This window comes from Streptomyces sp. PSU-S4-23 (assembly GCF_055632315.1).
Map to the genome: position 1 here is coordinate 4,247,037 of NZ_JBVMUU010000002.1, position 23,192 is coordinate 4,270,228.

Here is a 23,192-nt window from a genome sequence, read left to right on the forward strand (position 1 = left end):
GTACGTCAGCACCGTAACCGCTGCGCCTGCAAAGGGGCGACGGAGGAAGCGCAAACGCCCGCCGACGGTACGGGGGTTGTGCGGCGCGGGGCGCGCGCGGCGGCCGGGTGCGGCGGGTGTCAGCGGGTGTCAGCGGGCGGTGAACGCGGTCCTGCGGCGCACCGCGAAGATCGTCGTGTCGTCCCCCAGGTGACCGCCGCAGTGGCGCAGGGTGCCGTCGCGCACGAGGCGCACCAGACGGCCGGGCTCGGCGGCGCGGGGGTCCTCGGCGACCGCGCGGGCCACCTCCTCCCGCAGCGGGAAGAAGTCGCCCGCGGCGTTGCGTGCCTCGACCACCCCGTCCGTGACCAGCAGCAGCGTCTCGCCGGGCGCGAGCGGTACGCGCAGCGTGGGCGGCCGCCCGTCGTCCAGGTCGGCCAGGCCCAGCGGGAGGCCCCCGCCGGGCGGCAGGGACCGTACTCCGTCGGCGGCGACCACCAGCGGCGGCTCGTGACCGAAGTTGACGACCTCGATGTGCGTGGGGTCGTCGGGCGGGAAGCCGGCCAGCACGGCGGTGGCAAAGCGGTCGCGCTCGTCCCGGCCGGCGTCCGCGCCGTAGTGGATGTGCCGCACCATCCGGGTCTCCAGCCGGTCGGCGATCGTCCGCAGGGCGGGTTCGTGGTATCCCGCCTCGCGGAACGCGCCGAGCAGTGCCGCCGCGGCCTCGACCGCGCCGAGGCCCTTGCCCTGGACGTCGCCGAGCAGGACGCGGGTGCCGTGCGGCCCGGGCTGGATGTCGTAGAAGTCGCCGCCGACCCGGGCGACGCTGTCGGCGGCGAGGTAGACCGCGGCGTGGTCGAGGCCGCCCCAGCCGGCCGGCAGTGGGCGCAGCACCGCGCGCCGGATGGTCTCGGCGATGTCCTGCATGTGCAGCATGCGCCGCTCGCCGCGCACCCGGACCGCACAGGCCAGCACGGCGAGCACGCTGCCCACGACGACGAGGATGAAGTCCGGCAGCCCGATCTGGAACTGGTGCGGCCAGGCGTGGTCCTCGAGTTCGTAGGTGAGGACGGCCAGGACGGCGATGGCGGTCGTGCCCCACAGGCCGCAGATCGCGGCGGCGATACCGGGGACCAGCACGACCCAGGAGATGATCCGGAACCTGCCGGTCGTGTACCAGTCGACGGCGGCGATGGCGACGAGCAGCGCGAGCGGCGGCACGCAGGCGACGCTGTGCCCGCGCACCCGCAGCAGTTGCTGGCGCCGGCGCAGGGTGTCGGTGGGGGCGAGCCGGTCGCCGGCGAGGGCGCGCGGCCGGCCGCGCGGGTGTTCGCCCGGCCTGCCGGTCCCGGGGCCGGGGGGTGCGTACGCGGAGCCGGCCGCCCCGTCGGGCGCGAGGTCGTCGGGGACGGAGCCGGGGGGCAGCGGCATGCCGCCCGGGCGGGCGGGCCCGCGCCGCCGGCGTACGGATCCGCCCCGGCCGGCCGGGCTCTCCTCCGGCCGGTGGTGGGGTGGTCGCCTGGCGGGCACCCTCGCTGCCGTCCGTCAGCGGGCGACCGGCATGCGGGCGCGCACACGGGCGCCCCGCTCCAGCGCGTCGACGAACGCGGGCGCGTGGTCCTCGGCGCTGATGCGGCCGGTGCCGTCCGCGTCGGTCGGCGGCTGGTCGCCGTCCCCGACGGTCGACAGCCGATCGCCATCCCCGACGGTCGACAGCCGATCGCCGTCCCCATCGGTCGACAGCCGATCGCCGTCCCCGTCGGTCGACAGCCGATCGCCGTCCCCGTCGGTCGACAGCCGATCGCCGTCCCCGTCGGTCGACAGCCGGTCGCCGTCCCCGTCGGTCGACAGCCGGTCGCCGTCCGCCCGGAACCCGCCCGTGCGCTCGCCGGGGCCGGTCCCGGCGGCGGGGGAGACATGCGTCCGGTCCGGGGCGGGCGCCTTCGCCCGGTACGCCGCGGGGGAGCCGGGCTGCTCGCACGGTCCCTCGCCCGGCACGGCCTGCGGGCTGCCCGCGCCGCCGGCCACCGGGTTCCGCGGTGGCGCACACATGCTCCCCACCGCGGCGGCGATCCGGCTGCCCGGCGTTCCCGTCGCCCCGAACAGCACGATCCTCATGAGCCCCAGCGAAACACGGCCCCGTGGGCCGCGCATCCCGACTTGCCGACCGCTCCGGCCAGGTGTGCGCTGGTGAGCGGGGGCGAGGAGAGAGAGGAGTGCTCCCATGGTTCATGCGGCACCTCCGGCGCGGACCGCCGCACACGTGCCCGTCACCACCGCCGGCACGCCCGTCACGGCCTACCGTCCGCCCGACGTCTTCGACCGGCGCGCGCACACGGTGGCGAGGGTGGCGGGCTCCGTCGCGCTCGGGCTCGTCTACGGCTACTGGGCCGCGGCCAACCGGCGCTCCGGCGGCCCCATCACCGGCTGGAACGTGTTCTTCGGCCTGGTGTGCGCGGTCGTGTTCGCGGCACTGTGCATCGGGCTGCTGCGGGTGGCACCGCGGCTGGGACGCATGGCCCACGCGCTGCTGTGGGCGGTGTTCACGGGCATCGCGCTCGGTTTCCTGTACAGCCAGACCGGGCACAGCGTGCTGCGTTCCTCCGGTGTCTCGCTCGCGGTCGGCGTGGTCGTGTACCTGCTCGACTACTACCGCTACTACACGCCGGAGTCCCCACGGCGGCGGGCGGGCTGACCTCCGGTCACCCGCCCACGCCGCGCACAAGGCCCCGGAGCGACGGCCCACGACGACGCCCGGGGCCTTGTGCGTCTCCCTCACTCACCCGCCGCCCGGGATGCGCTCCCGGGAGCCGGCCGAGGAACTCTCCCACCACCAGGTAACACCCGTTCGGGGGAACGCTCCACCGGAGAGCGCGGCCGGGCCGGCGGCAGGTGCCGCGGCCGCCGGCCGCACCGCGGGGCTCGTCACGCCCACCCGTTTGCAGGCCATGGGCTCGCCCGCGGCGTCCGGACGGGTTTCGCTGGTGGCGTGTCTCGACGTGTCAGGGGCGTCCTCGCCGCCGTGCTGGTCGGCCTCGCGTGTCTGCTCGCACCGCTCGGCGTGCTCGCCGCATGGGCGAAGTACGGCATCGAGGACGGCGCCCGCTACGCCGCCACCACCGCCCCGCTCGCCTCCGACGACCAGGTCCGGGACGCCGTCGCGGGCGCCATCACCGACGGCATCATGCGCGAGGTGCACGTCGGCCCGTCCCTGCGGGGCTCCGTGCACACCTTCGTCCACGAGGCGGTCCGCTCGTTCACCGGCACCCCCGCGTTCCGCTCCGCCTGGGACACCGCGAACCTCAGCGCCCACGACGCCGTGATGCGGGCCCTGCACGGCGACGCCGACCGCCCGGTCACCCTCGACCTCGCCCCCGCCGCCGAACGCATGAAGCGGCAACTCGCCGACGAGCACATGCCGTTCGCGGGCCGCATCCCGGTCGCGCACACGGAGATCACCCTGCTGCAGTCGGATGACCTGGTGAAGCTCCGGAAGGGGTTCCACGTGCTCGAAGTCGCCGGTTTCTGGCTTCCCGTCACCGCCGTCTGTCTGGCCCTGGCCGGTATCGCGCTGTCCGTGTGCCGCCGCCGGGCCGTGCTGGCGACCGGACTCGGCACGGCGCTGGGGGCGGCGCTGCTGGGCGTCGCGATCGCGGTGGGCCGCCGGATGACGCTCGACGGCCTTCCCGAGGGCGTCTCGCACCCGGCCGCGGCCGCGATCTACGACGCGCTCACCGGGACGCTCCGCACCGTGTCCTGGCTGCTGCTGGCGCTCGGCCTCGCGGTCGCCCTGGCCGCCTGGCTCACGGGTGTGCACGCGCGACGGCGGCGAGCGTCCGCAGGGCGCGCTCCAGTTCAGGGGGAGCGGCCGACGCGAGCCCGAGCCTGACGCAGTCCGGGGCGGCGCCGTCCGCACCGCGCCCACCGGCCGCGAAGGCCGGTCCCGGTGTCACCGCGATGCCCCGCCGCGCCGCGGCAGCCGCGAACACATCCGCGCGCCAGGGCCGCGGCAGCCGCCACCACGCGTAATAGACCCGGGGGTCGGAGCGCACGGCGAAGCCGTCGAGGTGCCGCGCCACCAGCCGCTGCCGCGCCTCCGCGTCCGCCCGTTTCGCGTCCACCAGGCGCGCCACGGTCCCGTCCCCGATCCACCGCACGGCCGCCTCCAGGGCGAACCGGCCGGCCGTCCACCCGCCCGACCGCAGCGCCGCGGCCGTCTCCTCGCCGTGCCCCTCCGGCACCACCAGGAACCCGACGGTGAGCCCGGGCGCGACCCGTTTGGACAGCCCGTCGACGACGTACGTGCGTTCGGGTGCGCAGGCGGCCAGGGGCTCCCCGCCGTCCGGCCCGCACAGGAACGACCAGATGCGGTCCTCGACGACCGGCAGCCGCAGGTCCCGTGCCACGTCGGCCAGCCGCCGCCTGCGCGCCGGACCCATCGTCACCGACGTCGGATTGTGCAGCGTCGGCTGGACGTACACCGCGGACAGCGGCGTGGAGCGGTGCGCTGCGGCGAGCGCGTCCGGGCGCAGCCCCTGCCCGTCCATGGCGAGCGGTACCAGGACGATGCCCAGGCGCCCCGCGATCTCCTTGACCAGCGGGTAGGTCAGCCACTCGACGCCGACGCGGCCCCCGGGCCGCACCAGCGCGGCGAGGGCGCCCGCGATGGCCTGCCGTGCGTTGCCCGCGAACAGCAGCCGGTCCGGTGCGGGCCGCCATCCGCCGGTGGCGAGGAGCCCGGCGGCGGCCTCACGTGCGGCCGGCGTGCCCGCGGCGGGGGCCGGGCGGGTCGCCTCGGCCAGCACGTCGGGCCGCAGCAGTGGCGCGAGGCCGGCCGCCAGCAGTTCCGGCTGGCCCGGCGCGGACGGGTAGTTGAGCTCCAGGTTCACCGGCGCCGTCGTCGCCGGTTCCGCGAGCGCCTGCCCCGAGGGCACCGGCGAGGCCCGTACGAAGGTGCCGCGTCCCACCTCGCCGACCACGAGCCCGCGCCGCACGAGTTCGCCGTACACCCGCCCCGCGGTCGACGCCGCGATGCCGTGCCGCCGCGCGAACCGCCGCTGCGGCGGCAGCCGTTCACCGGGGCCCGGCCGGCCTGCGGCGATCTCCGCGGCGATCCGGTCGGCGATGCGCCGGTAGTCCTCCATCAGTCCTCCGTCGTCCCGCCTTCGGGTTGCCCCCGGATGCCGGTCGAATGCCCCCTGGATCGCCCGATGGCACGATTGCACCGAGGGCAAAGATCTTATTGCACCGAGCAGTGCGGCCCGCCTAGGGTCATGCTCATGGCACCCTTCCTCGCATACGAGGACAAAGGCACCGGTACCGGCCGACTGCCCCTCGTCCTGGTCCACGGCCACCCCTTCGACCGCACGATGTGGGCCCCGCAGCTCACCGCTTTCGCCCGCACGCGCCGCGTGGTCGCACCCGACCTGCGCGGCTACGGCGCCTCCCCGGTCGTCCCCGGCGTCACCCCGCTGGCGCGGTTCGCAGACGACATCGCGGCGCTCCTCGACGACCTCGGCGTGGAGCGCTTCGTCCTCGCGGGGCTCTCCATGGGGGGCCAGATCGCCATGGAGTGCTGGGCCCGGTTCCCGGAGCGGATCGCCGGGCTGGTCCTCGCGGACACCTTCCCGCAGCCGGACACCGAGGAGGGCAGGCGAGCCCGGTACGCGACGGCGGAACGGCTGCTGCGCGAGGGCATGCGCGGCTACGCCGACGAGGTGCTGCACCGGATGGTCGCCCCGTACGCCGACGCGGACGTGGCGGCGCACGTCCACCGGATGATGACGGCCACGGCCCCGCAGGGCGCCGCGGCGGCCCTGCGGGGCCGTGCGGAGCGGCCCGACTACCGCGATCTGCTCACCCGGGTGACGGTCCCCGCGCTGGTGGTGGTCGGCGAGGACGACACGTACACGCCGGTTGCGGACGCGGAGGCCATGCACGCGGCCCTGCCCGACTCGACGCTGCACGTCGTCGCGGGCGCGGCGCATCTGCCGAACCTGGAGCGCCCGGAGGAGTTCGACAAGGCGCTGGCGGAGTTCCTGGGGCGCCTGGACGCCTGACGCACGGACCCGCCGTCACCCGTTCGGCTCACGCCACCGGGCGCGTCACCCGTCCGCCGGGTGAACCTGCGGGTGAACGTCCCGTCCCGAGGAGGCGACCGCCATGGTCCAGCACACCGCACCCACGCCCCACCCGAAACACGCCGCGTGGACGACCGGCAGCACGGCATTCGCCGGGGTCCTGATGATCGTCGGCGGCATCATCGGCGTGCTGAACGGCATCGCTGGCATCGCCACGAACAACGTCTACGTCCGCGTCGGCAGCTACGTGTACGAGTTCAGCCTCACCACGTGGGGCTGGATCCACCTGGTCGTCGGCGCCCTGGTGGCGATCACGGGCTGGGGCGTGCTCCAGGGCATGGAGTGGGCCCGCTGGGTGGGCGTCGGCCTGGCGGCCCTGTACATGATCCTCTACTTCATGTTCCTGCCGTACGCCCCGGTCTGGTCGGTCATCGCCATCGCGATCGGCGCCTTCGTGATCTGGGCGCTGGTGACACCGGACCGCACCACGGCGGCACGGTAGGCGCGTCCGGCGCCGCAGAACCGCGGCGGACTCCGCCGAGCCCGCCGGCCCCGGCGGCGGCAACCGGCCCGACGGCCGGGGGCCGCCGCTCCGGCAACCGTTCTCCCCCCGCTCCCCGTCCTTGAGGGAGGATCGGGCACCAGCCCACGGAGGGGAAGGCGGCCGGCACGTGGACACTGCGACCACGGAACGGACCGGCCCGGCCGGCACCCGGCGCCGGTCCCGGGCACGTACCGCGGGGGCCTGGTTCGCCGGGCTGCTGCTCGCCGGGGTGAGCACCGTCGTCGGCTGCCGTGCCGCCGGCACCGACGCGCGCACGCCCGTGCCGCAGCTGCTCGCCTTCCTGCCCTGGCTGCTCGCCCCCACCGCCCTCGCCCTGCTCCTCGCCGTGCTCGCCCGCTGGCGCACCGGCATGGTCTGGGGCCTCCTCGCGCTCGGCGCCCTCGCCTGGTTCGCCGAGCCGTACGGCAGGACCGACGAGCCCACCGGCGCCGCCCTCGCCGAGTTCCGGGTGCTGACCTCCAACGTGGAGTTCGGCCACGGCACGGCCTCCCTCGTGGACGCCGTCCGCCGCGAGCGGCCCGACGTCGTCTTCGTCGAGGAGTGCGAGCACCACTGCTCCGCCACCCTGGCGCGCGCCCTCGGCGGCGCCACCGGCGGCTACCCGTACCGTCGGGCGGTGGACGGCGGCGGCTCCGACGGCTCGCTCATCCTCAGCCGGTTCCCGCTGAAGGCCGCGCCCGGCGTACCCGGCACCATGGGCATGCCCGGCGCCGTCGCCGACGTCCACGGCCACGCCGTACGGCTGCAGCTCGCCCACCCCATGCCCCCGCTCCCCGGCCAGGTCCCCCTGTGGCGCAGTGAGCTGGGGGCGCTGCGCTCCTACGCGGCGGCGGGCGGCGGCGCCCCGACGGTCATCGCCGGCGACTTCAACGCCTCCCAGGACCACGCCGCCTTCCGCCGCGTCCTCGACACCGGCCTGCGCGACGGCGCCCGCCTCGCCGGCGCCGCCCGTACGCCCTCCTGGCCCGCCAGGACGGCACCGGCGTTCGGGGCCCAGATCGACCACGTCCTCGTCTCCCGGGACTTCTCCGCGAACTCGGCCCGCTTCCTGGACATCGCCGGCACCGATCACCGCGCCCTGGTCGTCGACATCACCCTCCACGAGCGCGGCTGAGCCACCGGCCGTGTACGACAGGGGGGCGCCGTCCGTCCGGACGGCGCCCCCCTGTCGTACACGCCGATACCGCTACATCCCGATGTCGCGGCCGTCGGCACGCCACACCGCGACCACGGCGGGGCGGACGATCTTCCCGGGTCCGTCGGGCCAGGTGCTGGCCGGCGCCTCCACCGTGGCGCCGTCGACCTCGCCCGGGTGCTGCACGGCCACCAGCACGCGGCGGTCCTGCACGATGGGGCCGCAGGTCTCGGCGCCGGTGGGCACGGTCAGGAACTGCTTGAGCTCACCACGCCGTTCGCCGCGCGTGGCGACGCCGAAGAGGCCGTCGTGCGAACCGAGCTGGTTGCCGTCCGTGGAGATCCACAGGTTGCCGTGCGGGTCGAAGGCGACGTTGTCCGGGCAGGAGATGGGGCTGACGCGGTCCTTCGGGAACCCGGCGAAGTAGGTGGCGGGGTCGGCGGGGTCACCGGCGACCAGGAACAGCGACCAGGCGAACACGGTGGACTCCGGCCGGTTCCGGCCCTCGGTGAGTTCCAGGATGTGGCCGTGCTTGTTGGCGTTGCGCGGGTTCGCCTCGTCGGCGGGCGCCTGACCGCTCAGGCCGCGCTTGGTGTTGTTGGTGAGGACGACGTACACCTTGCCGGTGTGCGGCGAGGGCTGGATGTCCTCGGGCCGGTCCATCTTGGTGGCCCCGGCCTTGTCGGCGGCGAGCCGCGTGAACACGAAGACCTCTTCGGCACTCATGCCCTCGACGTGGGACACCGCCCCGTGCGCGGTGGCCGTGGCCAGCGGGATCCAGGTGCCGGAACCGTCGAACTCCCCGTCACCCGGGAGCTTTCCGCTTCCGTCGATCTCGGAGGCGGGCGAGTCCCCCGTGAGCCTGGCGACGTAGAGGGTCCCCTCGTCGAGGAGCGAGAGGTTGTGCTCGCGCACGGCCCGGGAGCCGCCGTGCCGCATCCGCTTGCTGCCGACGAACTTGTAGAAGTAGTCGAACCGCTCGTCGTCCCCGGAGTAGACGACCGGCCGGCCGTCGTCGGTGAGCCTGACGGTCGCCGCCTCGTGCTTGAACCGGCCCAGGGCGGTGTGCTTGCGGGGCGTGGAGTGCGGGTCGTACGGGTCGAACTCCACGACGTACCCGAAGCGGTGCGCCTCGTTGGGCTCCTGGGCCAGGTCGAAGCGGCGGTCGAACCGCTCCCACTTGCGCTCGGTGCCGGACGTGCCGATGCCGTACCGCTTGTCGGTGGCGCGGCTGCCGTTCGCGAAGTACTGGTTGAAGTTCTCCTCGCCGTGCAGGGTGGTGCCCCACGGGGTGGTGCCGCCGGAGCAGTTGTTGAGGGTGCCCAGGACCGTGCGGCCGGCCGGGTCGGCGGAGGTCTTCAGGAGGTCGGACCCGGCGGCGGGCCCGGTGAGGCGGAACTCGCTGGTGGCGGTGAGGCGGCGGTTGAGGGGGTGGCGCGGCACGGCCGTGAGCCGGCCGGTGTGCCTGTCCTCCTCGACGACGACGGCGCCCAGGCCGTGGGCGGCCCAGGCCACCTCGACCTGCTGCCGGGTGGGGTTCTCGGGGTCGTAGTCCCGGAACATGAGCACCTCGTCGGTGTACTCGTGATTGGCCACGAGGAGCTGCCGGTGGCGCTCGCCCGGAAGCGGGAGCAGGGCGAGGAAGTCGTTGTTGTACCCGAACTGGCCGGCCTGGGCGGCGGCGGTCTGGTTCTCCGGGTCGAAGGCGGGGGCGCCGCGCAGGATCGGGTCGCCCCAGCGGATGACGACGTTCTGGCGGTAGCCGTCGGGGACGGTGACGGCGTCGGCGGTGTTGGGGGCGACGGGCGCGAAGCGGAGGCCGCGGGCGGCGCCGGTGCGGGAGGACACGGCGGCCTGCGCCCGCGCGTCGGCGGCCGCGGTGGCGGCCCGCGCCTGCGGGGCCTTGGCGACGGCGGCGGCACCGGTGGCGGTGGCGACCGTGACGACGGCCGCGGCGCGGAGGGCGGAGCGGCGGCTGAGGGCGCCGGCGATGACGTCACCGACGTAGTCGTTGGAGCTGGTGTTGGGCACCTCGTGGAAACAGGCGTTGCCGCACCGGAAGCGGCAGGTCAGGGCGGACCGCCCGCCTGGGTGCGCGGCGGACGACGTTGCGATCAGTGGCAGCTGCTTTCGCACTTTACTCTCCCCATACGATCCCTTGGCGTGGACGTGACGCTAGGCGTATGGGAGTGCGAGCGCTGGGCGGATGGGTGAACTGTAGGTGAACCAGGGGAATCCGTAAGGGCGTTGAGGTACCCCGTCGGCGTGGCGCGACCTGCGGGAGTGAGCTGTTCGTCACGGTGTGGGTGACGGAGGCGAGGCGGTCTTGACATCGGGCGTGTCCGATGATTGAACCCTCCCCAAGATCGGCACCTGTGGCCGCTAACCTTACGTGTCCGTCCTGGCCAGGGATTGACGGGCATCACCTCTCGCGAAGGGTTGCGCACATGGGCATTCTCACTCTCCTGCGGAACGCGTTCGGCCGCTCACGCAAGGGTCGTACCGCCGAGGGGGAGCCCTCGCGCGAGACGGCCACGGACACGACGGCCACGGAGGCGACGGTTCCGGCTCCGGCGACGGAGCCCGCCGCGTCGGCCGCGCCGACCGCGTCGGCCGCGTCGGCCGAGATCCCGGCGCAGTCGTCCGGCCGGACGACGGACGAGCACGAGTTGGTGGCGGCGGCGTTCGACAACGTGACGGTACCGAGGCAGGGCACGCCTGCGACGGCGGAACCGGTTGCGGAGCCCGAGCCGGCGGCGAAGGCAGAGGCGGCTGCGGAGCCCGAGCCGGCAGCCGAGGTGACGCCCGAACCCGAGCCGGAGCCGGAGGCTGCGCCCGAACCGGAGCCGGAGCCGGCCGCCGAGGCGACCCCGGAGGCTTCGGCCGCCGAACAGGAGCCCGAAGCCGCACCCGAGCCCGAGCCCGCCGACGAGGTGGCCCCCGCCCCGGCGCCCGAACCGGAGGCCGAGACGACCGGGCAGCCCGAGCCGGTGGCGGCCGAGGCGGAGGCGGAGCCCCAGCCCGCCGCCGAAGCCGCCCCCGCCGCGGAGCCGGAGGCCGAGGTCGCACCCGAACCCGAGCCGACCGCCGAGCCCCAGCCCGAGCCGGAGGCCGAAGCCGCCCCCGAGCCGGAGCCGGTCGCCGAAGCCGCCCCCGCCACCGAGCCGGAAGCCGAGGTCGCACCCGAACCCGAGCCGACCGCCGAGCCCCAGCCCGAGCCCGAGCCGGAGGCCGAAGCCGCCCCCGAGCCGGAGCCGGTCGCCGAGGCGACCCCGGAGGCGGCCCCCGCCCCGGAGGCCGAAGCCGCACCCGCCGCGGAACCCGAGCCGGAGGCCGAGACGACTGGGCAGCCCGAATCGGAGCCAGTGGCGGCCGAAGCGGAGGCAGAGCCCGAGCCGGACGCCGAAGCCGCCCCCGAGCCGGAAGCCGAGGTGGCCGCCGAGCGCGAGCCCCAGCCGGAGCCGGCACCTGAACCGGCCGCCGACATCGCCCCCCAGCCGGAGGCGGAACCCGAATCCGATTCTGAGCCCGAGCCCGCGCCCGAGCCCGAGGCACTGGCCGCCGACGACCCGGCACCCGCGCAGCCGGAAGACACCGCACCCGCGCAGCCGGAAGACTCCGCACCCGCGCAGGCGGACGAACCGACCCCCGCACAGACGGACGCCCCCACGCCCGCCCTGACACTCGACGGCGTGAAGTCCCGCGCCCCCGGTCTGGCCACCGCCTACAAGGCCGCGGCCACCGTCCTCGACAAGCGCGGCCTCGCCGGCGCCCGCGCCAAGGTCTACCTGGTCCTCGACCGCTCGGCGTCCATGCGCCCGTACTACAAGGACGGCTCCGCCCAGGCCCTCGGCGAGCAGGCCCTCGCGCTGGCCGCGCACCTCGACCCCGAGGCCACGGTCCACGTCGTCTTCTTCTCCACCGAACTCGACGGCACCGGTGAGCTGACCCTCGCCGACCACGAGAACAAGATCGACGAGCTGCACGCGTCCCTCGGCCGCATGGGCCGCACGAGCTACCACGCCGCCGTGGAGGCCGTGGTGGCCCACCGCAAGCAGTCGCAGGACCCGGCCCTCCCCGCCCTGGTGATCTTCCAGACGGACGGCGCGCCGGACGCGAAGACCCCCGCCACCCAGTCGCTGACGGACGCCGCGAAGAACCACCCGGCCCTCTTCTTCTCCTTTGTCGCCTTCGGCGACCCGGAGAACAAGGCGTTCGACTACCTCCGCAAGCTGAAGACGGACAACACGTCCCACTTCCTGGCCGGCGAGGCCCCGCGCGAGCTCACGGACACGGAGGTGTACGAGGGCATGCTGGCGACCTGGCGCCCCTGACCGCCGCCATCCGGACGCCGCCCGCTTCTCACCGCGCAAAACGGGAAGCGGGCGGCGTACCCATGTCGGCTACGATTTCAAGGTTCGTAGACGATACAGCCGACCCGAAGCCGACGATCGTCACCCCGCGTAGCGACTTGGGAGCAGCCCGCGATGGCTCGACACCTCATCACCAGCGCCCTTCCGTACATCAACGGGATCAAGCACCTGGGCAACATGGTGGGGTCCATGCTCCCGGCGGACGTCTACTCCCGCTATATGCGCCAGCGCGGCCACGACGTCCTCTACATCTGCGCGACGGACGAGCACGGCACCCCCGCCGAACTGGCGGCGAAGGAGCTGGGCCTGCCGGTCGACGAGTTCTGCGCCCAGGCGCACGACGCGCAGAAGGCGGTGTACGACGGCTTCGACCTGGCCTTCGACTACTTCGGCCGTAGCTCGTCCCCGCAGAACCGCGAGATCACGCAGGAGATCGCCCGCGAGCTGAAGGCGAACGGGTTCATCGAGGAGCGGGCCATCCGCCAGGTGTACTCCAACGCCGACGGCCGCTTCCTGCCCGACCGGTACATCATCGGCACCTGTCCGCACTGCGGCTACGACAAGGCGCGCGGTGACCAGTGCGAGAACTGCACGCGGGTGCTGGACCCGACCGACCTGATCGACCCGCGCTCCGCGATCAGCGGCAGCAGCGACCTGGAGGTCCGCGAGACCAAGCACCTCTTCCTGCTGCAGTCGGCGCTGGCCGGCGAGGTCGAGGCATGGGTGGACGAGCGCGCCGACGACTGGCCCGTGCTGGCCTCCTCGATCGCCCGCAAGTGGCTCACCGAGGGCCTGCACGACCGGGCGATCACCCGTGACCTGGACTGGGGCGTCCCGGTCCCGGCCGACACCTGGCCGGAGCTGGCCGCCGAGGGCAAGGTCTTCTACGTCTGGTTCGACGCCCCGATCGAGTACATCGGCGCCACGAAGGAGTGGGCGGACCAGGACCCGGAGAACCGCGACTGGCGTTCGTGGTGGTGGGAGTCGGACGCGGACGTCCACTACACGCAGTTCATGGGCAAGGACAATGTGCCCTTCCACAGCGTGATGTTCCCGGCGACCCTGCTGGGCACGCGCGCGCCGTGGAAGAAGGTGGACGTCATCAAGGCGTTCAACTGGCTCAACTACTACGGCGGCAAGTTCTCCACGTCGCAGAAGCGCGGCGTCTTCACGCACGACGCGCTGGAGATCCTCCCGGCCGACTACTGGCGCTACTTCATGATGGCGAACGCGCCCGAGTCCGACGACTCCTCCTTCACCTGGGAGCACTTCACGGCCACGGTGAACAAGGACCTGGCGGACACCCTGGGCAACTTCGTCAACCGCGTCCTGTCCTTCTCCCGCAAGCGCTTCGGCGACGCGGTCCCGGAGGGCGGCGAGCCGGGCCAGGCCGAGGCGAAGCTCGGCGAGGAGATCGCGCGCCTGCTCGCGGAGTACGAGGAGCACATGGAGGCCATCCAGTTCCGCAAGGCGGCGGCCGCGCTGCGCGCCCTGTGGTCGGCGGGCAACTCCTACCTGGAGGAGAAGGCCCCCTGGCTGGAGATCAAGACGAACAAGGAGGGTGCGGCCCTCACCCTGCGCACGGCGATGAACCTGATCCACCTCTACGCGGTGGTGTCGGAGCCGTTCATCCCGACCACCTCGGCGGCGATGCGCGCGGCGTTCGCCCTGAAGGACGACACGGCGACGTGGGTGACGCGCGACGAGGCGAAGTCCCTCACCACCGTCGCCGCCGGCACCCCCTTCACGGTCCCGCCGGTCCTGTTCGCCAAGCTCACGGACGAGGACCTGGAGAACTACAAGGAGCGCTTCGGCGGCACGGAGGCGTAGGGCAGCGCAGGGGGCGACCCCTTGCGCCCGGAGGCCCGGAAGCGACTCGTTTCCGGACCTCCGCGCGGCCCTCGCCGTCGTCGCCCGGGTCGGCTGGACGAGATGCAGGCCACGACGGACGACGCCTTCCGGCATCTCCCTTGATCGCGAGGAAGATCCCGCCGGTAGAGTCGGCTTGAGGACGATGTCACCTGGGGGTGGACCGATGGCGGCGGATGCAGTGCCCATAGTCTTCGTTCACGGGACGCGTTTCAGCGCGGGACAGTGGAGCATGCAGCTGGCCGCACTCCGGGACGAATTCCCGGTGGTCGCCATCGACCTGCCCGGCCACGGGGAGCGCTCGGCTCAGCCCTGGAGCCTGAGCGCTGCGACGGAGATCATCGCTTCCGCGGTGGACTCGCTCGACCGCGGGCCGGCTCTGATCGTCGGGCACTCGCTCGGCGGATATGCCTCGCTGGAGTTCGCGCGGCGCTGTCCGGAGCAACTGCGCGGGCTGATTCTCGCGGGAGCCAGCGCCTCCACCCGCGGCCTCCGGGCGGCGCCCTATCGGTGGGTCGCCAGGCTGGTCCCTCATCTGCCGGCGGATCGCCTGACCCGGTGGAACGACCGGTTGCTGCGGCGGCTCTACCCACGGGAAGTGGTGGAGGCGACCATCCGCTCCGGCTACGCCTTCCATACCCTGCCAGCGGCCTGGGGCGAGGTACTCGGACGCTTCGACGCGGGTGCGATGCGTCATGTGAAGGCTCCCGTCCTCATCCTGAACGGCGAGAAGGACGCCGTCTTCCGGGCCGAGGAGGCGGACTTCGCCCGCGCGCATCCGCACGCTCGCGTCGAATTGATCCCGCGGGCGCGACACCTCGCGAACTTCGACGACCCGGATGCTTTCACCGACGCCGTCCGCCGCTTCGCCCGCCAACTTCCTGCCGCCGGCTGAGCACTCCACAGCCGGAACCACCCGGCACCCCTGAACACCTCGACAGCGTCCGCACACTCAGCCCGGAACGACGATTGGCGTATTCGTCCCGTCTCCGGAGGCTGTGGCGAGGTCCTTCCGAGGGCGCTGATCGCCGCCGACCGGCACACCGCGCTTCTTGGCGGCGCACACCTCATGGACCGGGCCTTGTCCGACAACATCGGGCGGCCTGCGTGAGGCGACCTGCGAGCGGTCCGCCCGGCGGACGCGGCGAACCCGCGCCCCCTTACCGGCAGGCTTCCCGGCGGCCAGGGCGTTCGCCGCGAACGTGGCCGCCAGGCCCGCCGTGGCCACCGCCCCGGCCCCCACCGCCACGAACCTCCGGCGTGTCAGTTCCGTTTCGCTGTGCGGTTCCTGATGCCCCGTCATGGATCGGGGACGCTGGGCGGCGATCCTGCCAGAAGCGTCCGACGGGACGGGGGCCGTTCGCCAGGCGCCCTTACAATCGCCGCATGGCATGTGCACGCATAGTGCGCCAGGGGTGGAGGGGACTCACGTGACCAAGAATGGGCGTCCGCACAGGGGTGGATGGAGATCGGCGGCCGTGGTGCTGGCCGGGGTGATGGGCGCGGCGCTGCTGTCGGCCGCGCCCGCCGCCGCCGTGCACGGCGCCGTGCCCGGTGACTTCAACGGTGACGGCTGTCGAGACGCGGTCCTGCCCGCGCCCGGCGCGGACGTGTCGGGGAGGACGGCCGCCGGAGCCGTCGTCGTGCTGTACGGGTCGACCTCGGGGCTGTCGGCCACACGGCGTCAGATCATCACACAGAACAGCACCGGCGTTCCGGACACGGCCGAGGCGTACGACCGGTTCGGCTCGGCCACCGCCACCGCCGACCTCAATCGCGACGGGTACGCGGACCTGGTCGTCTCCTCGCCCTACGAGGACACCTCCAAGGGCAGGGACTCCGGTGCCGTCACGGTGCTGTGGGGCAGCAAGAAGGGGCTGACCAGCGGCACGGACCTGCCGAATCCCGCGAGCGCCGCCGACGGGATGACGTCCTACGGGCTCGATGTCGCCGTCCTCGCCGACGGCGCCGGAGCCAGGACCCGGGTCGCGGTCGCCGGATACGGCGGATCCGTCCTCTTCAGCGGGCCGTTCAGCCGCACGGGCACCGTCGGGTCCCGGACGTACCACCAGGACACCCCCTCCGTCGAGAGCGTCGCCCTCGGCGACTTCAACCACGACGGCAGTCCCGACCAGGTCGCCGTCACATCCCGTCTGAGCGGCCTCAGCGGCGGCGCGCTGTACGTGTACCCGACGCCCGCGAACTCCGCGAACGGCACGGCCCTGACCCAGGGCAACGGCCTCATCGCCGCCACCGGCGACGTCAACGGCGACTCGTACGCGGACCTGGTGGTCGGCGACCCCGACGAGCCCTCCACGGCGGGAGCGGACGGCGCGCTCGGCGGTCGCATCCTGGTCTGGTACGGCTCCGCTCAGGGGATCGGCACCGGCGCCAAGCCGGTGCGACTGACGCAGAACACCGCCGGCGTCCCGGGAACCAGTGAGAAGGACGACCACTTCGGCGGTGCGCTGGCCGTGGCCGACCTCAACCGGGACGGGGTCGCCGACATCGTGGTGGGATCGCCGGACGAGGGCAGGGCCGACGCCGGGCAGATCACCGTCGTCCCGGGCCGCCGCTCGGGTGCGCTCGGCACCGGGTCGTACGCCGTCACCCAGGACACGGCCGGCGTCCCGGACGCCTCCGAGACCGGCGACGCGTTCGGCACGACCGTCGCCGTCGGCGATGTGAACCGGGACGGCAGGCCCGAGCTGTTCGTCGGTGCGGCCGGCGAGAACAACTCCACCGGTGCCGTCTGGGTCCTCCCCGGCGGCGGCTCCGGCCCGACGGCCAAGGGCAGCCGCGAGTTCACGGCGCGTTCCGTCGGCCTCACCCAGCAGAGCGAGACGCTCCTCGGCGGCAACGGTCTGCGCTGGCTGCTCTGACCGGTGCGCCGATCCGGCCGGCCGGCTGCTCCGACCGGCGTGCGGACGCCGAACGGGCCGTGCGGACGCCGAACGGGCCCGGAATCCCTGGAGGGATCCGGGCCCGCTGTCGTACGCGTCCTACTTCGGCTGCGGCTTGCGCACCGACAGGTGCAGTTCCCGCAGGCGCTCCTCCGGCAGCTCCGTCGGGGCGCCCATCATCAGGTCCTGCGCGTTGCCGTTGAGCGGGAAGGCGATCGTCTCGCGGATGTTCGGCTCGTCGGCCAGGAGCATCACGATGCGGTCGATGCCCGGCGCGATGCCGCCGTGCGGCGGGGCGCCGAAGCGGAAGGCACGGAGCATGCCCGCGAACTCGCGCTCCACCGTCTCGTTGTCGTAGCCGGCGATGTTGAACGCCTTGAGCATGATGTCCGGCTCGTGGTTCCGGATGGCGCCCGAGGACAGCTCCACGCCGTTGCAGACGATGTCGTACTGCCAGGCCAGGATGTCCAGCGGGTCCTGCGTCCGCAGCGCCTCCATGCCGCCCTGGGGCATGGAGAACGGGTTGTGCGAGAAGTCGATCTTCCCCGTGTCCTCGTCCTTCTCGAACATCGGGAAGTCGACGACCCAGCAGAAGCGGAAGACGCCCTCCTCGAAGTGGCCGGCCCGCCTGGCCGCCTCCACCCGGACCGCGCCCATGATCTTCGAGACCTCGTCGAACTCGCCCGCGCCGAAGAACACCGCGTGCCCGGCGGCGAGGGACAGCCGCTTCGTCAGCTCCGCGACGTTCTCCTCCGTGAGGAACTTCGCGATCGGGCCCGTCAGCGCGCCGTCCTCGCCGACCCGCACCCACGCCAGGCCCTTGGCGCCCTGCTCCACCGCGTACTCGCCGAGCTGGTCGAAGAACTTGCGGGGCTGCGACGCGGTGTCCGGCACCGGCAGCGCCCGTACGTGCTTGCCGGCGAACGCCTTGAACTCCGAGCCGTCGAAGACGTCCGTGACGTCGGCCAGCTCCAGCTGGGCCCGCAGGTCCGGCTTGTCCGAGCCGTACTTGAGCATCGCCTCGCGGAAGGGGATGCGGGGGAAGGGGGACGTGACGTGGCGGCCGCCCCCGAACTCCTCGAAGATCTCCGTCATCAGCTGCTCGATCGGCTGGAACACGTCCTCCTGCTCGACGAAGGACAGCTCCACGTCGAGCTGGTAGAACTCGCCCGGCGAACGGTCCGCGCGGGCGTCCTCGTCGCGGAAGCAGGGCGCGATCTGGAAGTAGCGGTCGAAGCCGGAGATCATCAGCAGCTGCTTGAACTGCTGCGGGGCCTGCGGCAGCGCGTAGAACCTGCCCGCGTTCAGCCGGGAGGGGACCACGAAGTCGCGGGCGCCCTCCGGGGACGTCGCCGTCAGGATCGGGGTGGCCATCTCGTTGAAGCCCATCGCCGCCATCTTGTGCCGGATCGCCGAGATCACGGCCGTGCGCAGCATGATGTTGCGGTGCATGCGCTCGCGGCGCAGGTCCAGGAAGCGGTACTCGAGGCGCCGCTCCTCGTTCACCCCGTCCTCGGTGTTGATCGTGAAGGGGAGCGGGGCGGCCGCGCCGAGCAGCTCGACCTCGCCCACCAGGATCTCGATCTCACCCGTGGGCAGGTCCGGGTTCACGTTCTCGGCGCCGCGGGAGACGACGTTGCCGTCGACGCGGACGGTGGACTCCTTGGAGATGGCGTCCAGCGCCTCGTACGCGGCAGTGCCGGGGTGGGCGACCAGCTGGGTGATGCCGTAGTGGTCGCGCAGATCGATGAAGAGGATGCCGCCCAGGTCGCGCCGATTGTGCAGCCAGCCGCTCAGCCGGACGTCGCTGCCGACGTCAGAGGCGCGGAGCTCGCCGCAGGTGTGGGACCTGTACCGATGCATCGTCGTTCATCCAGTCTTCGCGGATCGGGGTCTGTCCGGGGTCGCTCGCCCCGGTACGTCCGGGCGGGCACGGCCCGGATCTACCAAGCGTACCGGCCGCCCCAAGATCGCCTCCCCACCATTTCGGCAGGGCCCGTTTCCCCTCGACGGGTCCCAAATATCGTCGATAACGAGTTCAAATTGGGACTTTTCTTACCTTCAGTGGCACTCCTCGATCACCTCTTCATACAGTGGGGCAATGCGCACTGGTGAGCCCCTGCCCTCCATGGGGGACGTCCTGGCCACCCTCGCGACGGGGGTGTGGCGCTGGGACCACGCCGCCGGACTCGTCACCATGGACGCCGAGGCCGCACGGCTGCTGGGGCTGCCCCCGGAGGCGACGACGCTCACGGAGGCGGGGGTCCGGGCCCGGTTCCACCCCGTCGACTGGAACGAGGTCGACGGGATCGTCCAGCTCGCCCTGGCCGAGGGCACCATCGCCGAGATCCGGATGCGGATCATGGACGCGCACGGGCGCGTGGTCCGTACCGTACGCAGCCGCTCCAAGCCGTCGATGGACCCCCAGACCGGGGCGTATGCGCTGGTCGGAACGCTCCAGGAGGTCACCGAGCCCTCCCCGGACGCCGCCGCGCGCTCCCCGGTCACCGGCGACTGGCGCCGCTCCCGCGAGGCGTTCCTGCTGGACGCGGGACGCGCGCTGGCCGAGGCGCGGTCCACGGCGGAGGTGCTGCGGGTGGCGGCCGGCCTCTCCATGCCCGGGTTCTCGCCGGACGGCCTCGCGGTCTTCGGGGCCGAGGGCGACCGGCTGACCGTCATCGGCCACCACGGCCAGGCGCCGGGAGAGGAGGGTCCCTTCACGCACATGTCGCTGGAGACGGACTACCCCGCCGCCGAGGTCGTCCGCACCGGCCGTGCCGTCTACCTGTCCTCGCCCATGGAGTACAAGGCCCGCTACCCGGTCTCCTGGCCGCTCGCCGCGCACTTCGGCCGGCAGTCCTGGGCGTTCCTGCCGCTCACCGTGTCGGGCCGCACGATGGGCGCGTGGATGGCGGCCTTCAAGTACCCGGTCACCTTCACGCCCGACGAGCGCTCCGTGCTCACCACGGTCGCCCGGATGCTCGCCCAGGCCCTCTCCCGTGCCACGACCGCCGAGACCGAGCGGGAGCTGACGGAGGGGCTGCAGCGCTCGATGCTGCCCGTGCTCGGACCGGAGATCCCCGGCATGACCGTGGCCGCGCGCTACATACCGACCGGCGGCGGACTCCAGGTGGGCGGCGACTGGTACGACATGATCCAGCTGCCCGGGGGAGGCCGCTTCGCGCTCACCATCGGCGACGTACAGGGCCACGACGTGCGCGCCGCGGGCCTCATGGGCCAGCTGCGGATAGCCCTGCGGGCCTACGCGGCGGAGGGCCACCCCCCGGACGCGGTCCTCTCCCGCGCCTCGCGCTTCCTGCACGGCATGACGTACGGCGCGGACGGCGGCGACCTGCGCTTCGCCACCTGCCTCTACGCCGAGGTGGACCCGGAGACCGGGACGCTGGAGATCGCCCGCGCCGGCCATCCCGACCCGGCGATCCGCATGGCGGACCGGACCGTGCTGCTGCGGCCGACCGCGGGCGGGCTGCCGCTCGGCATCGACCCGGACGCGGACTACCCGACCACCCGGCTCCTCCTGGAGCCCGGCGAGACCATGCTGATCTGCACGGACGGGCTGATCGAGACCGGCGGGCACGACCTGGACACCGGCTGGCGGCGCATACGCCGGATCCTGGAGGAGCACGACGGCGACATCGATGAGCTGGCCGACGCGCTGGTCCAGGCCGTGCACGGGCCCTCCTCGCACCACGCCACCGGGCCGCTGACCGACCGGCGCGAGGACGACATAGCGCTGCTGCTGCTCAGCCGGTCGGGCGAGCCGGCCGGCGGCACCGTCCCCGCCGTGCGCCCGGCCGTGCGCCGGCTGGCGCTGACGGTCGCGCAGGCCGAGCCCGAGCGCATCGCCGGCGCCCGGCAGCAGGTGCGCGAGATGCTGCACGACTGGTCCTCCCAGGACCAGCTGGACTCGGCGGTGCTCCTGGTCTCCGAGGTGCTCACGAACGTCCTCGTCCACACCGACGCGGACGCGCTCCTCGTCGCCGAGGTCGCCGGCGAGCCGAGCGTCGTGGACGGCGGGGGCGGGCGCCGGCTGCGCGTGGAGGTCACGGACGCGAGCGACGACCTCCCCCACAAGCGCCGGCCGGGCGAACTGGCCTCCTCCGGCCGCGGACTGATCCTCGTCGAGCTGCTCGCCGACGCCTGGGGCGTGGAACCGCGGGGCGAGGGCAAGCGCATCTGGTTCGAGCTGTACGAGGAGCCCCCGAAGATGGAGCCGGAGGACGACGATCTGCGGGAGGAGATCGCACAGCTGCGGTGAGGACGGCCCCCGGCCTCCGTCACGCCTCCGTCACGCCTCCGGTGGCTCCCCCTCCGCGCACGGCTTCGGCCCGGCCCCCGCCGCGCCCTCCCCCTCCACGCTCCCGTACCGCACCCGCACCTCGTGCGCGACGCCGAACGCCGCCGCCGTCAGCGGCACCGCCAGCAGCATCCCGAGGATCCCGGCGACCGACGCCCCCGCGGTGAGCGCCAGCAGCACGGCCGCCGGGTGCATCTGCACGGTCCGGCTCTGCACCATCGGCTGGAGCACGTGCCCTTCCAGCACCTGCACGGCGACGACCACCCCGAGCGCCCACAGCGCGATGACGAACCCGCGGTCCGCGAGGGCGACCAGGACCGCGACCGCGCCGGAGATGAAGGCGCCGAGGTAGGGGATGTAAGCGCCCACGAACACGATCGCGCCGAGCCCCACCGCGCCCGGGACGCGCAGGATCAGCAGCCCCACGGCGATGCAGGTCGCGTCGATGAGGGCGATCAGCGTGGTCCCGCGCATGAACCCCTCGACCGCCGCGAAGGCGCGCCGCGCCATGATCTCGACGGTGTCGGCGGCGCCGTGCGGGGCGAGGGAGCGCAGTACCTCCGCGGCCCGGTGGGAGTCGCGCAGGAAGAAGAAGACGAGCAGCAGGGCCAGCACGGCCATGGCGACGGTCTCGCCGACGACGCTGACCCCGCTGATGACGTTGGAGGCGGCGGTCCCGCCGAACCTGCCGAGCAGCTCCCTGGCGTTGGAGGCCAGGTCGTCCAGCGAGGTGCCGGCCGCCCCGAAGTACTCCGCGAGGGACTTCGCGGCCCGTTTGAGCGAGGAGACGATCTGGTCGCCGTTGTCGACGAGCGCGGCGACGACGATGTACACGGCCCCGCCGACCACCGCCACCACGGCGACGCAGGTGACCGCGGCGGCGAGCGACCGGTGCACGCCGACCCGTACCAGCCGCCGGTGCAACGGGCCGAGGAGCGCGGTCCCGAGCAGTGCGAGCAGCACGGGCACGACGGCCGTGCGGAACTGCCCGCACAGCTGGATCCCGACCCAGCCGACCCCCGCCACCAGCAGGACGACGACGCACCAGGCGGCGAGCCGGCGTACGGGGTCGGGGAGGAGCTGCACGCCTCCAGCCGACCACGGCGGGGGCGGGCTGTCCTGCGCGGACGGCCCGCCCGGGTGACGCCCTGTCAGGTCCGGCGGCCGGGTACCCCTCGGTCAGGTGCCCTGGGGCCCGCTCTCGGTCATCCCGTGGACCGCGGGGATCGTGCCCATCCGGCCCTTCTGGAAGTCCTCGAACGCCTGCTGGAGCTCCTCGCGGGTGTTCATCACGAACGGGCCGTAGTGCGCCATCGGCTCACGGATCGGCCGTCCGCCCAGCAGCAGGACCTCCAGGTCCGGGGTGTGGGAGTCCTGCTTGTCGTCCGCACGGACGGTCAGCGAGGATCCGGCGCCGAAGACGGCGGTCTGGCCCATGTGGACCGGGCGCCGCTCGGTGCCCACGCCGCCGCGGCCGGCCAGGACGTACGCGAGGCCGTTGAAGTCCTCGCGCCAGGGGAGGGTGACCTCCGCACCGGGCGCGACCGTGGCATGGATCAGGGTGATCGGCGTGTGCGTGATCCCGGGGCCCTTGTGGCCGTCCAGCTCGCCGGCGATGACGCGCAGCAGCGCGCCGCCGTCGGGGGTGGTCAGCAGCTGGACCTGACCGCCGCGGATGTCCTGGTAGCGCGGGGCCATCATCTTGTCCTCGGCGGGGAGGTTCACCCAGAGCTGGATGCCGTGGAAGAGGCCGCCGGACAGGACGAGCGACTCCGGCGGGGCCTCGATGTGCAGCAGCCCCGAGCCCGCGGTCATCCACTGGGTGTCGCCGTTGGTGATGGTGCCGCCACCACCGTGGGAGTCCTGGTGGTCGAAGGTCCCGTCGATGATGTAGGTGACGGTCTCGAAGCCGCGGTGGGGGTGCCAGGGGGTGCCCTTGGGTGAAACCAGTTGGGGGGCCAAAAAACCGG

Annotated in this window: 17 protein-coding genes; 10 read left to right on the forward strand and 7 right to left on the reverse strand. The window is 73.4% G+C overall.

Annotated elements, in window-relative coordinates; translation table 11 throughout:
• Nucleotides 1-129: 129 nt before the first annotated feature.
• Both ACZ79I_RS19425 and ACZ79I_RS19430 read right to left on the reverse strand, forming a co-directional pair.
• The gene (locus ACZ79I_RS19425) at nucleotides 130-1,410 is read right to left on the reverse strand and encodes a PP2C family protein-serine/threonine phosphatase (RefSeq protein ID WP_471498773.1); all 1,281 of its coding nucleotides are present in this window, start codon (nucleotides 1,408-1,410) and stop codon (nucleotides 130-132) included.
• A gap of 114 nt (nucleotides 1,411-1,524) precedes the next feature.
• Nucleotides 1,525-2,097, reverse strand: coding sequence for a hypothetical protein (locus tag ACZ79I_RS19430; protein WP_471498774.1), 573 nt, complete (start codon nucleotides 2,095-2,097; stop codon nucleotides 1,525-1,527).
• Between the two features lie 106 nt (nucleotides 2,098-2,203).
• Between ACZ79I_RS19430 and ACZ79I_RS19435 the strand changes: the two genes are divergently transcribed.
• Both ACZ79I_RS19435 and ACZ79I_RS19440 read left to right on the forward strand, forming a co-directional pair.
• Nucleotides 2,204-2,674: a hypothetical protein gene (locus tag ACZ79I_RS19435; protein ID WP_471498775.1), complete on the forward strand. Its 471-nt coding sequence runs from the start codon at nucleotides 2,204-2,206 to the stop codon at nucleotides 2,672-2,674.
• A 294-nt stretch (nucleotides 2,675-2,968) separates the two neighbouring features.
• The gene (locus ACZ79I_RS19440) at nucleotides 2,969-3,868 is read left to right on the forward strand and encodes a hypothetical protein (protein ID WP_471498776.1); all 900 of its coding nucleotides are present in this window, start codon (nucleotides 2,969-2,971) and stop codon (nucleotides 3,866-3,868) included.
• On the opposite strand, the gene ACZ79I_RS19445 is transcribed toward ACZ79I_RS19440, so the two are convergent.
• Nucleotides 3,783-5,123: an aminotransferase-like domain-containing protein gene (locus ACZ79I_RS19445; protein ID WP_471498777.1), complete on the reverse strand. Its 1,341-nt coding sequence runs from the start codon at nucleotides 5,121-5,123 to the stop codon at nucleotides 3,783-3,785. The genes ACZ79I_RS19440 and ACZ79I_RS19445 overlap by 86 nt on opposite strands.
• Nucleotides 5,124-5,258: 135 nt before the next feature.
• Here ACZ79I_RS19445 and ACZ79I_RS19450 point away from each other — a divergent pair, with 135 nt between their 5' ends.
• The 3 genes from ACZ79I_RS19450 to ACZ79I_RS19460 all read left to right on the forward strand — a co-directional run bounded on the left by ACZ79I_RS19450 (nucleotide 5,259) and on the right by ACZ79I_RS19460 (nucleotide 7,738).
• Complete coding sequence (locus ACZ79I_RS19450) at nucleotides 5,259-6,038, forward strand: alpha/beta fold hydrolase (RefSeq protein WP_471498778.1); 780 nt, start codon at nucleotides 5,259-5,261, stop codon at nucleotides 6,036-6,038.
• A gap of 103 nt (nucleotides 6,039-6,141) precedes the next feature.
• The gene (locus ACZ79I_RS19455) at nucleotides 6,142-6,561 is read left to right on the forward strand and encodes a DUF7144 family membrane protein (protein WP_471498779.1); all 420 of its coding nucleotides are present in this window, start codon (nucleotides 6,142-6,144) and stop codon (nucleotides 6,559-6,561) included.
• Between the two features lie 169 nt (nucleotides 6,562-6,730).
• Complete coding sequence (locus ACZ79I_RS19460) at nucleotides 6,731-7,738, forward strand: endonuclease/exonuclease/phosphatase family protein (RefSeq protein ID WP_471498780.1); 1,008 nt, start codon at nucleotides 6,731-6,733, stop codon at nucleotides 7,736-7,738.
• A gap of 72 nt (nucleotides 7,739-7,810) precedes the next feature.
• Here the strand turns inward: ACZ79I_RS19460 and ACZ79I_RS19465 are convergent, their stop codons facing one another.
• Complete coding sequence (locus ACZ79I_RS19465; protein ID WP_471498781.1) at nucleotides 7,811-9,895, reverse strand: PhoX family protein; 2,085 nt, start codon at nucleotides 9,893-9,895, stop codon at nucleotides 7,811-7,813.
• A 311-nt stretch (nucleotides 9,896-10,206) separates the two neighbouring features.
• Here ACZ79I_RS19465 and ACZ79I_RS19470 point away from each other — a divergent pair, with 311 nt between their 5' ends.
• From ACZ79I_RS19470 to ACZ79I_RS19485, 4 genes are all read left to right on the forward strand, one after another.
• On the forward strand, nucleotides 10,207-12,093 hold the full coding sequence (locus ACZ79I_RS19470; RefSeq protein ID WP_471498782.1) for a VWA domain-containing protein: 1,887 nt from the start codon (nucleotides 10,207-10,209) through the stop codon (nucleotides 12,091-12,093).
• 153 nt (nucleotides 12,094-12,246) lie between these two features.
• On the forward strand, nucleotides 12,247-13,962 hold the full coding sequence (gene metG, locus ACZ79I_RS19475) for a methionine--tRNA ligase (RefSeq protein WP_471498783.1): 1,716 nt from the start codon (nucleotides 12,247-12,249) through the stop codon (nucleotides 13,960-13,962).
• Nucleotides 13,963-14,167: 205 nt separating this feature from the next.
• Nucleotides 14,168-14,896: an alpha/beta fold hydrolase gene (locus ACZ79I_RS19480; protein ID WP_471498784.1), complete on the forward strand. Its 729-nt coding sequence runs from the start codon at nucleotides 14,168-14,170 to the stop codon at nucleotides 14,894-14,896.
• Nucleotides 14,897-15,479: 583 nt separating this feature from the next.
• The gene (locus ACZ79I_RS19485; protein ID WP_471498785.1) at nucleotides 15,480-16,883 is read left to right on the forward strand and encodes a VCBS repeat-containing protein; all 1,404 of its coding nucleotides are present in this window, start codon (nucleotides 15,480-15,482) and stop codon (nucleotides 16,881-16,883) included.
• Between the two features lie 120 nt (nucleotides 16,884-17,003).
• On the opposite strand, the gene aspS is transcribed toward ACZ79I_RS19485, so the two are convergent.
• Entirely contained in the window at nucleotides 17,004-18,767 is a 1,764-nt protein-coding gene (aspS, locus tag ACZ79I_RS19490) for an aspartate--tRNA ligase (protein ID WP_471498786.1), read from the reverse strand.
• 238 nt (nucleotides 18,768-19,005) lie between these two features.
• On the opposite strand from aspS, the gene ACZ79I_RS19495 reads away from it, so the two are divergent.
• Nucleotides 19,006-21,183 carry a SpoIIE family protein phosphatase gene (locus ACZ79I_RS19495; RefSeq protein ID WP_471498787.1) on the forward strand — a complete coding sequence of 726 codons (2,178 nt, stop codon included), beginning with the start codon at nucleotides 19,006-19,008 and terminating at the stop codon, nucleotides 21,181-21,183.
• Between the two features lie 30 nt (nucleotides 21,184-21,213).
• Here the strand turns inward: ACZ79I_RS19495 and ACZ79I_RS19500 are convergent, their stop codons facing one another.
• On the reverse strand, nucleotides 21,214-22,308 hold the full coding sequence (locus tag ACZ79I_RS19500; RefSeq protein WP_471498788.1) for an AI-2E family transporter: 1,095 nt from the start codon (nucleotides 22,306-22,308) through the stop codon (nucleotides 21,214-21,216).
• Nucleotides 22,309-22,401: 93 nt separating this feature from the next.
• Entirely contained in the window at nucleotides 22,402-23,184 is a 783-nt protein-coding gene (locus ACZ79I_RS19505) for a pirin family protein (RefSeq protein ID WP_471498789.1), read from the reverse strand.
• Nucleotides 23,185-23,192 lie beyond the last annotated feature (8 nt).

What these genes read in the sequence shown, in the direction of transcription:
- ACZ79I_RS19455 (WP_471498779.1), top strand. Translation starts at nt 6,142, where the DNA reads ATGGTCCAGCACACCGCACCCACGCCCCACCCGAAACACGCCGCGTGG.
- ACZ79I_RS19450 (WP_471498778.1), top strand. Translation starts at nt 5,259, where the DNA reads ATGGCACCCTTCCTCGCATACGAGGACAAAGGCACCGGTACCGGCCGA.
- ACZ79I_RS19435 (WP_471498775.1), top strand. Translation starts at nt 2,204, where the DNA reads ATGGTTCATGCGGCACCTCCGGCGCGGACCGCCGCACACGTGCCCGTC.
- aspS (WP_471498786.1), bottom strand. Translation starts at nt 18,767, where the DNA reads ATGCATCGGTACAGGTCCCACACCTGCGGCGAGCTCCGCGCCTCTGAC.
- ACZ79I_RS19480 (WP_471498784.1), top strand. Translation starts at nt 14,168, where the DNA reads ATGGCGGCGGATGCAGTGCCCATAGTCTTCGTTCACGGGACGCGTTTC.
- ACZ79I_RS19470 (WP_471498782.1), top strand. Translation starts at nt 10,207, where the DNA reads ATGGGCATTCTCACTCTCCTGCGGAACGCGTTCGGCCGCTCACGCAAG.
- ACZ79I_RS19445 (WP_471498777.1), bottom strand. Translation starts at nt 5,123, where the DNA reads ATGGAGGACTACCGGCGCATCGCCGACCGGATCGCCGCGGAGATCGCC.
- ACZ79I_RS19495 (WP_471498787.1), top strand. Translation starts at nt 19,006, where the DNA reads ATGCGCACTGGTGAGCCCCTGCCCTCCATGGGGGACGTCCTGGCCACC.
- ACZ79I_RS19425 (WP_471498773.1), bottom strand. Translation starts at nt 1,410, where the DNA reads ATGCCGCTGCCCCCCGGCTCCGTCCCCGACGACCTCGCGCCCGACGGG.
- metG (WP_471498783.1), top strand. Translation starts at nt 12,247, where the DNA reads ATGGCTCGACACCTCATCACCAGCGCCCTTCCGTACATCAACGGGATC.
- ACZ79I_RS19430 (WP_471498774.1), bottom strand. Translation starts at nt 2,097, where the DNA reads ATGAGGATCGTGCTGTTCGGGGCGACGGGAACGCCGGGCAGCCGGATC.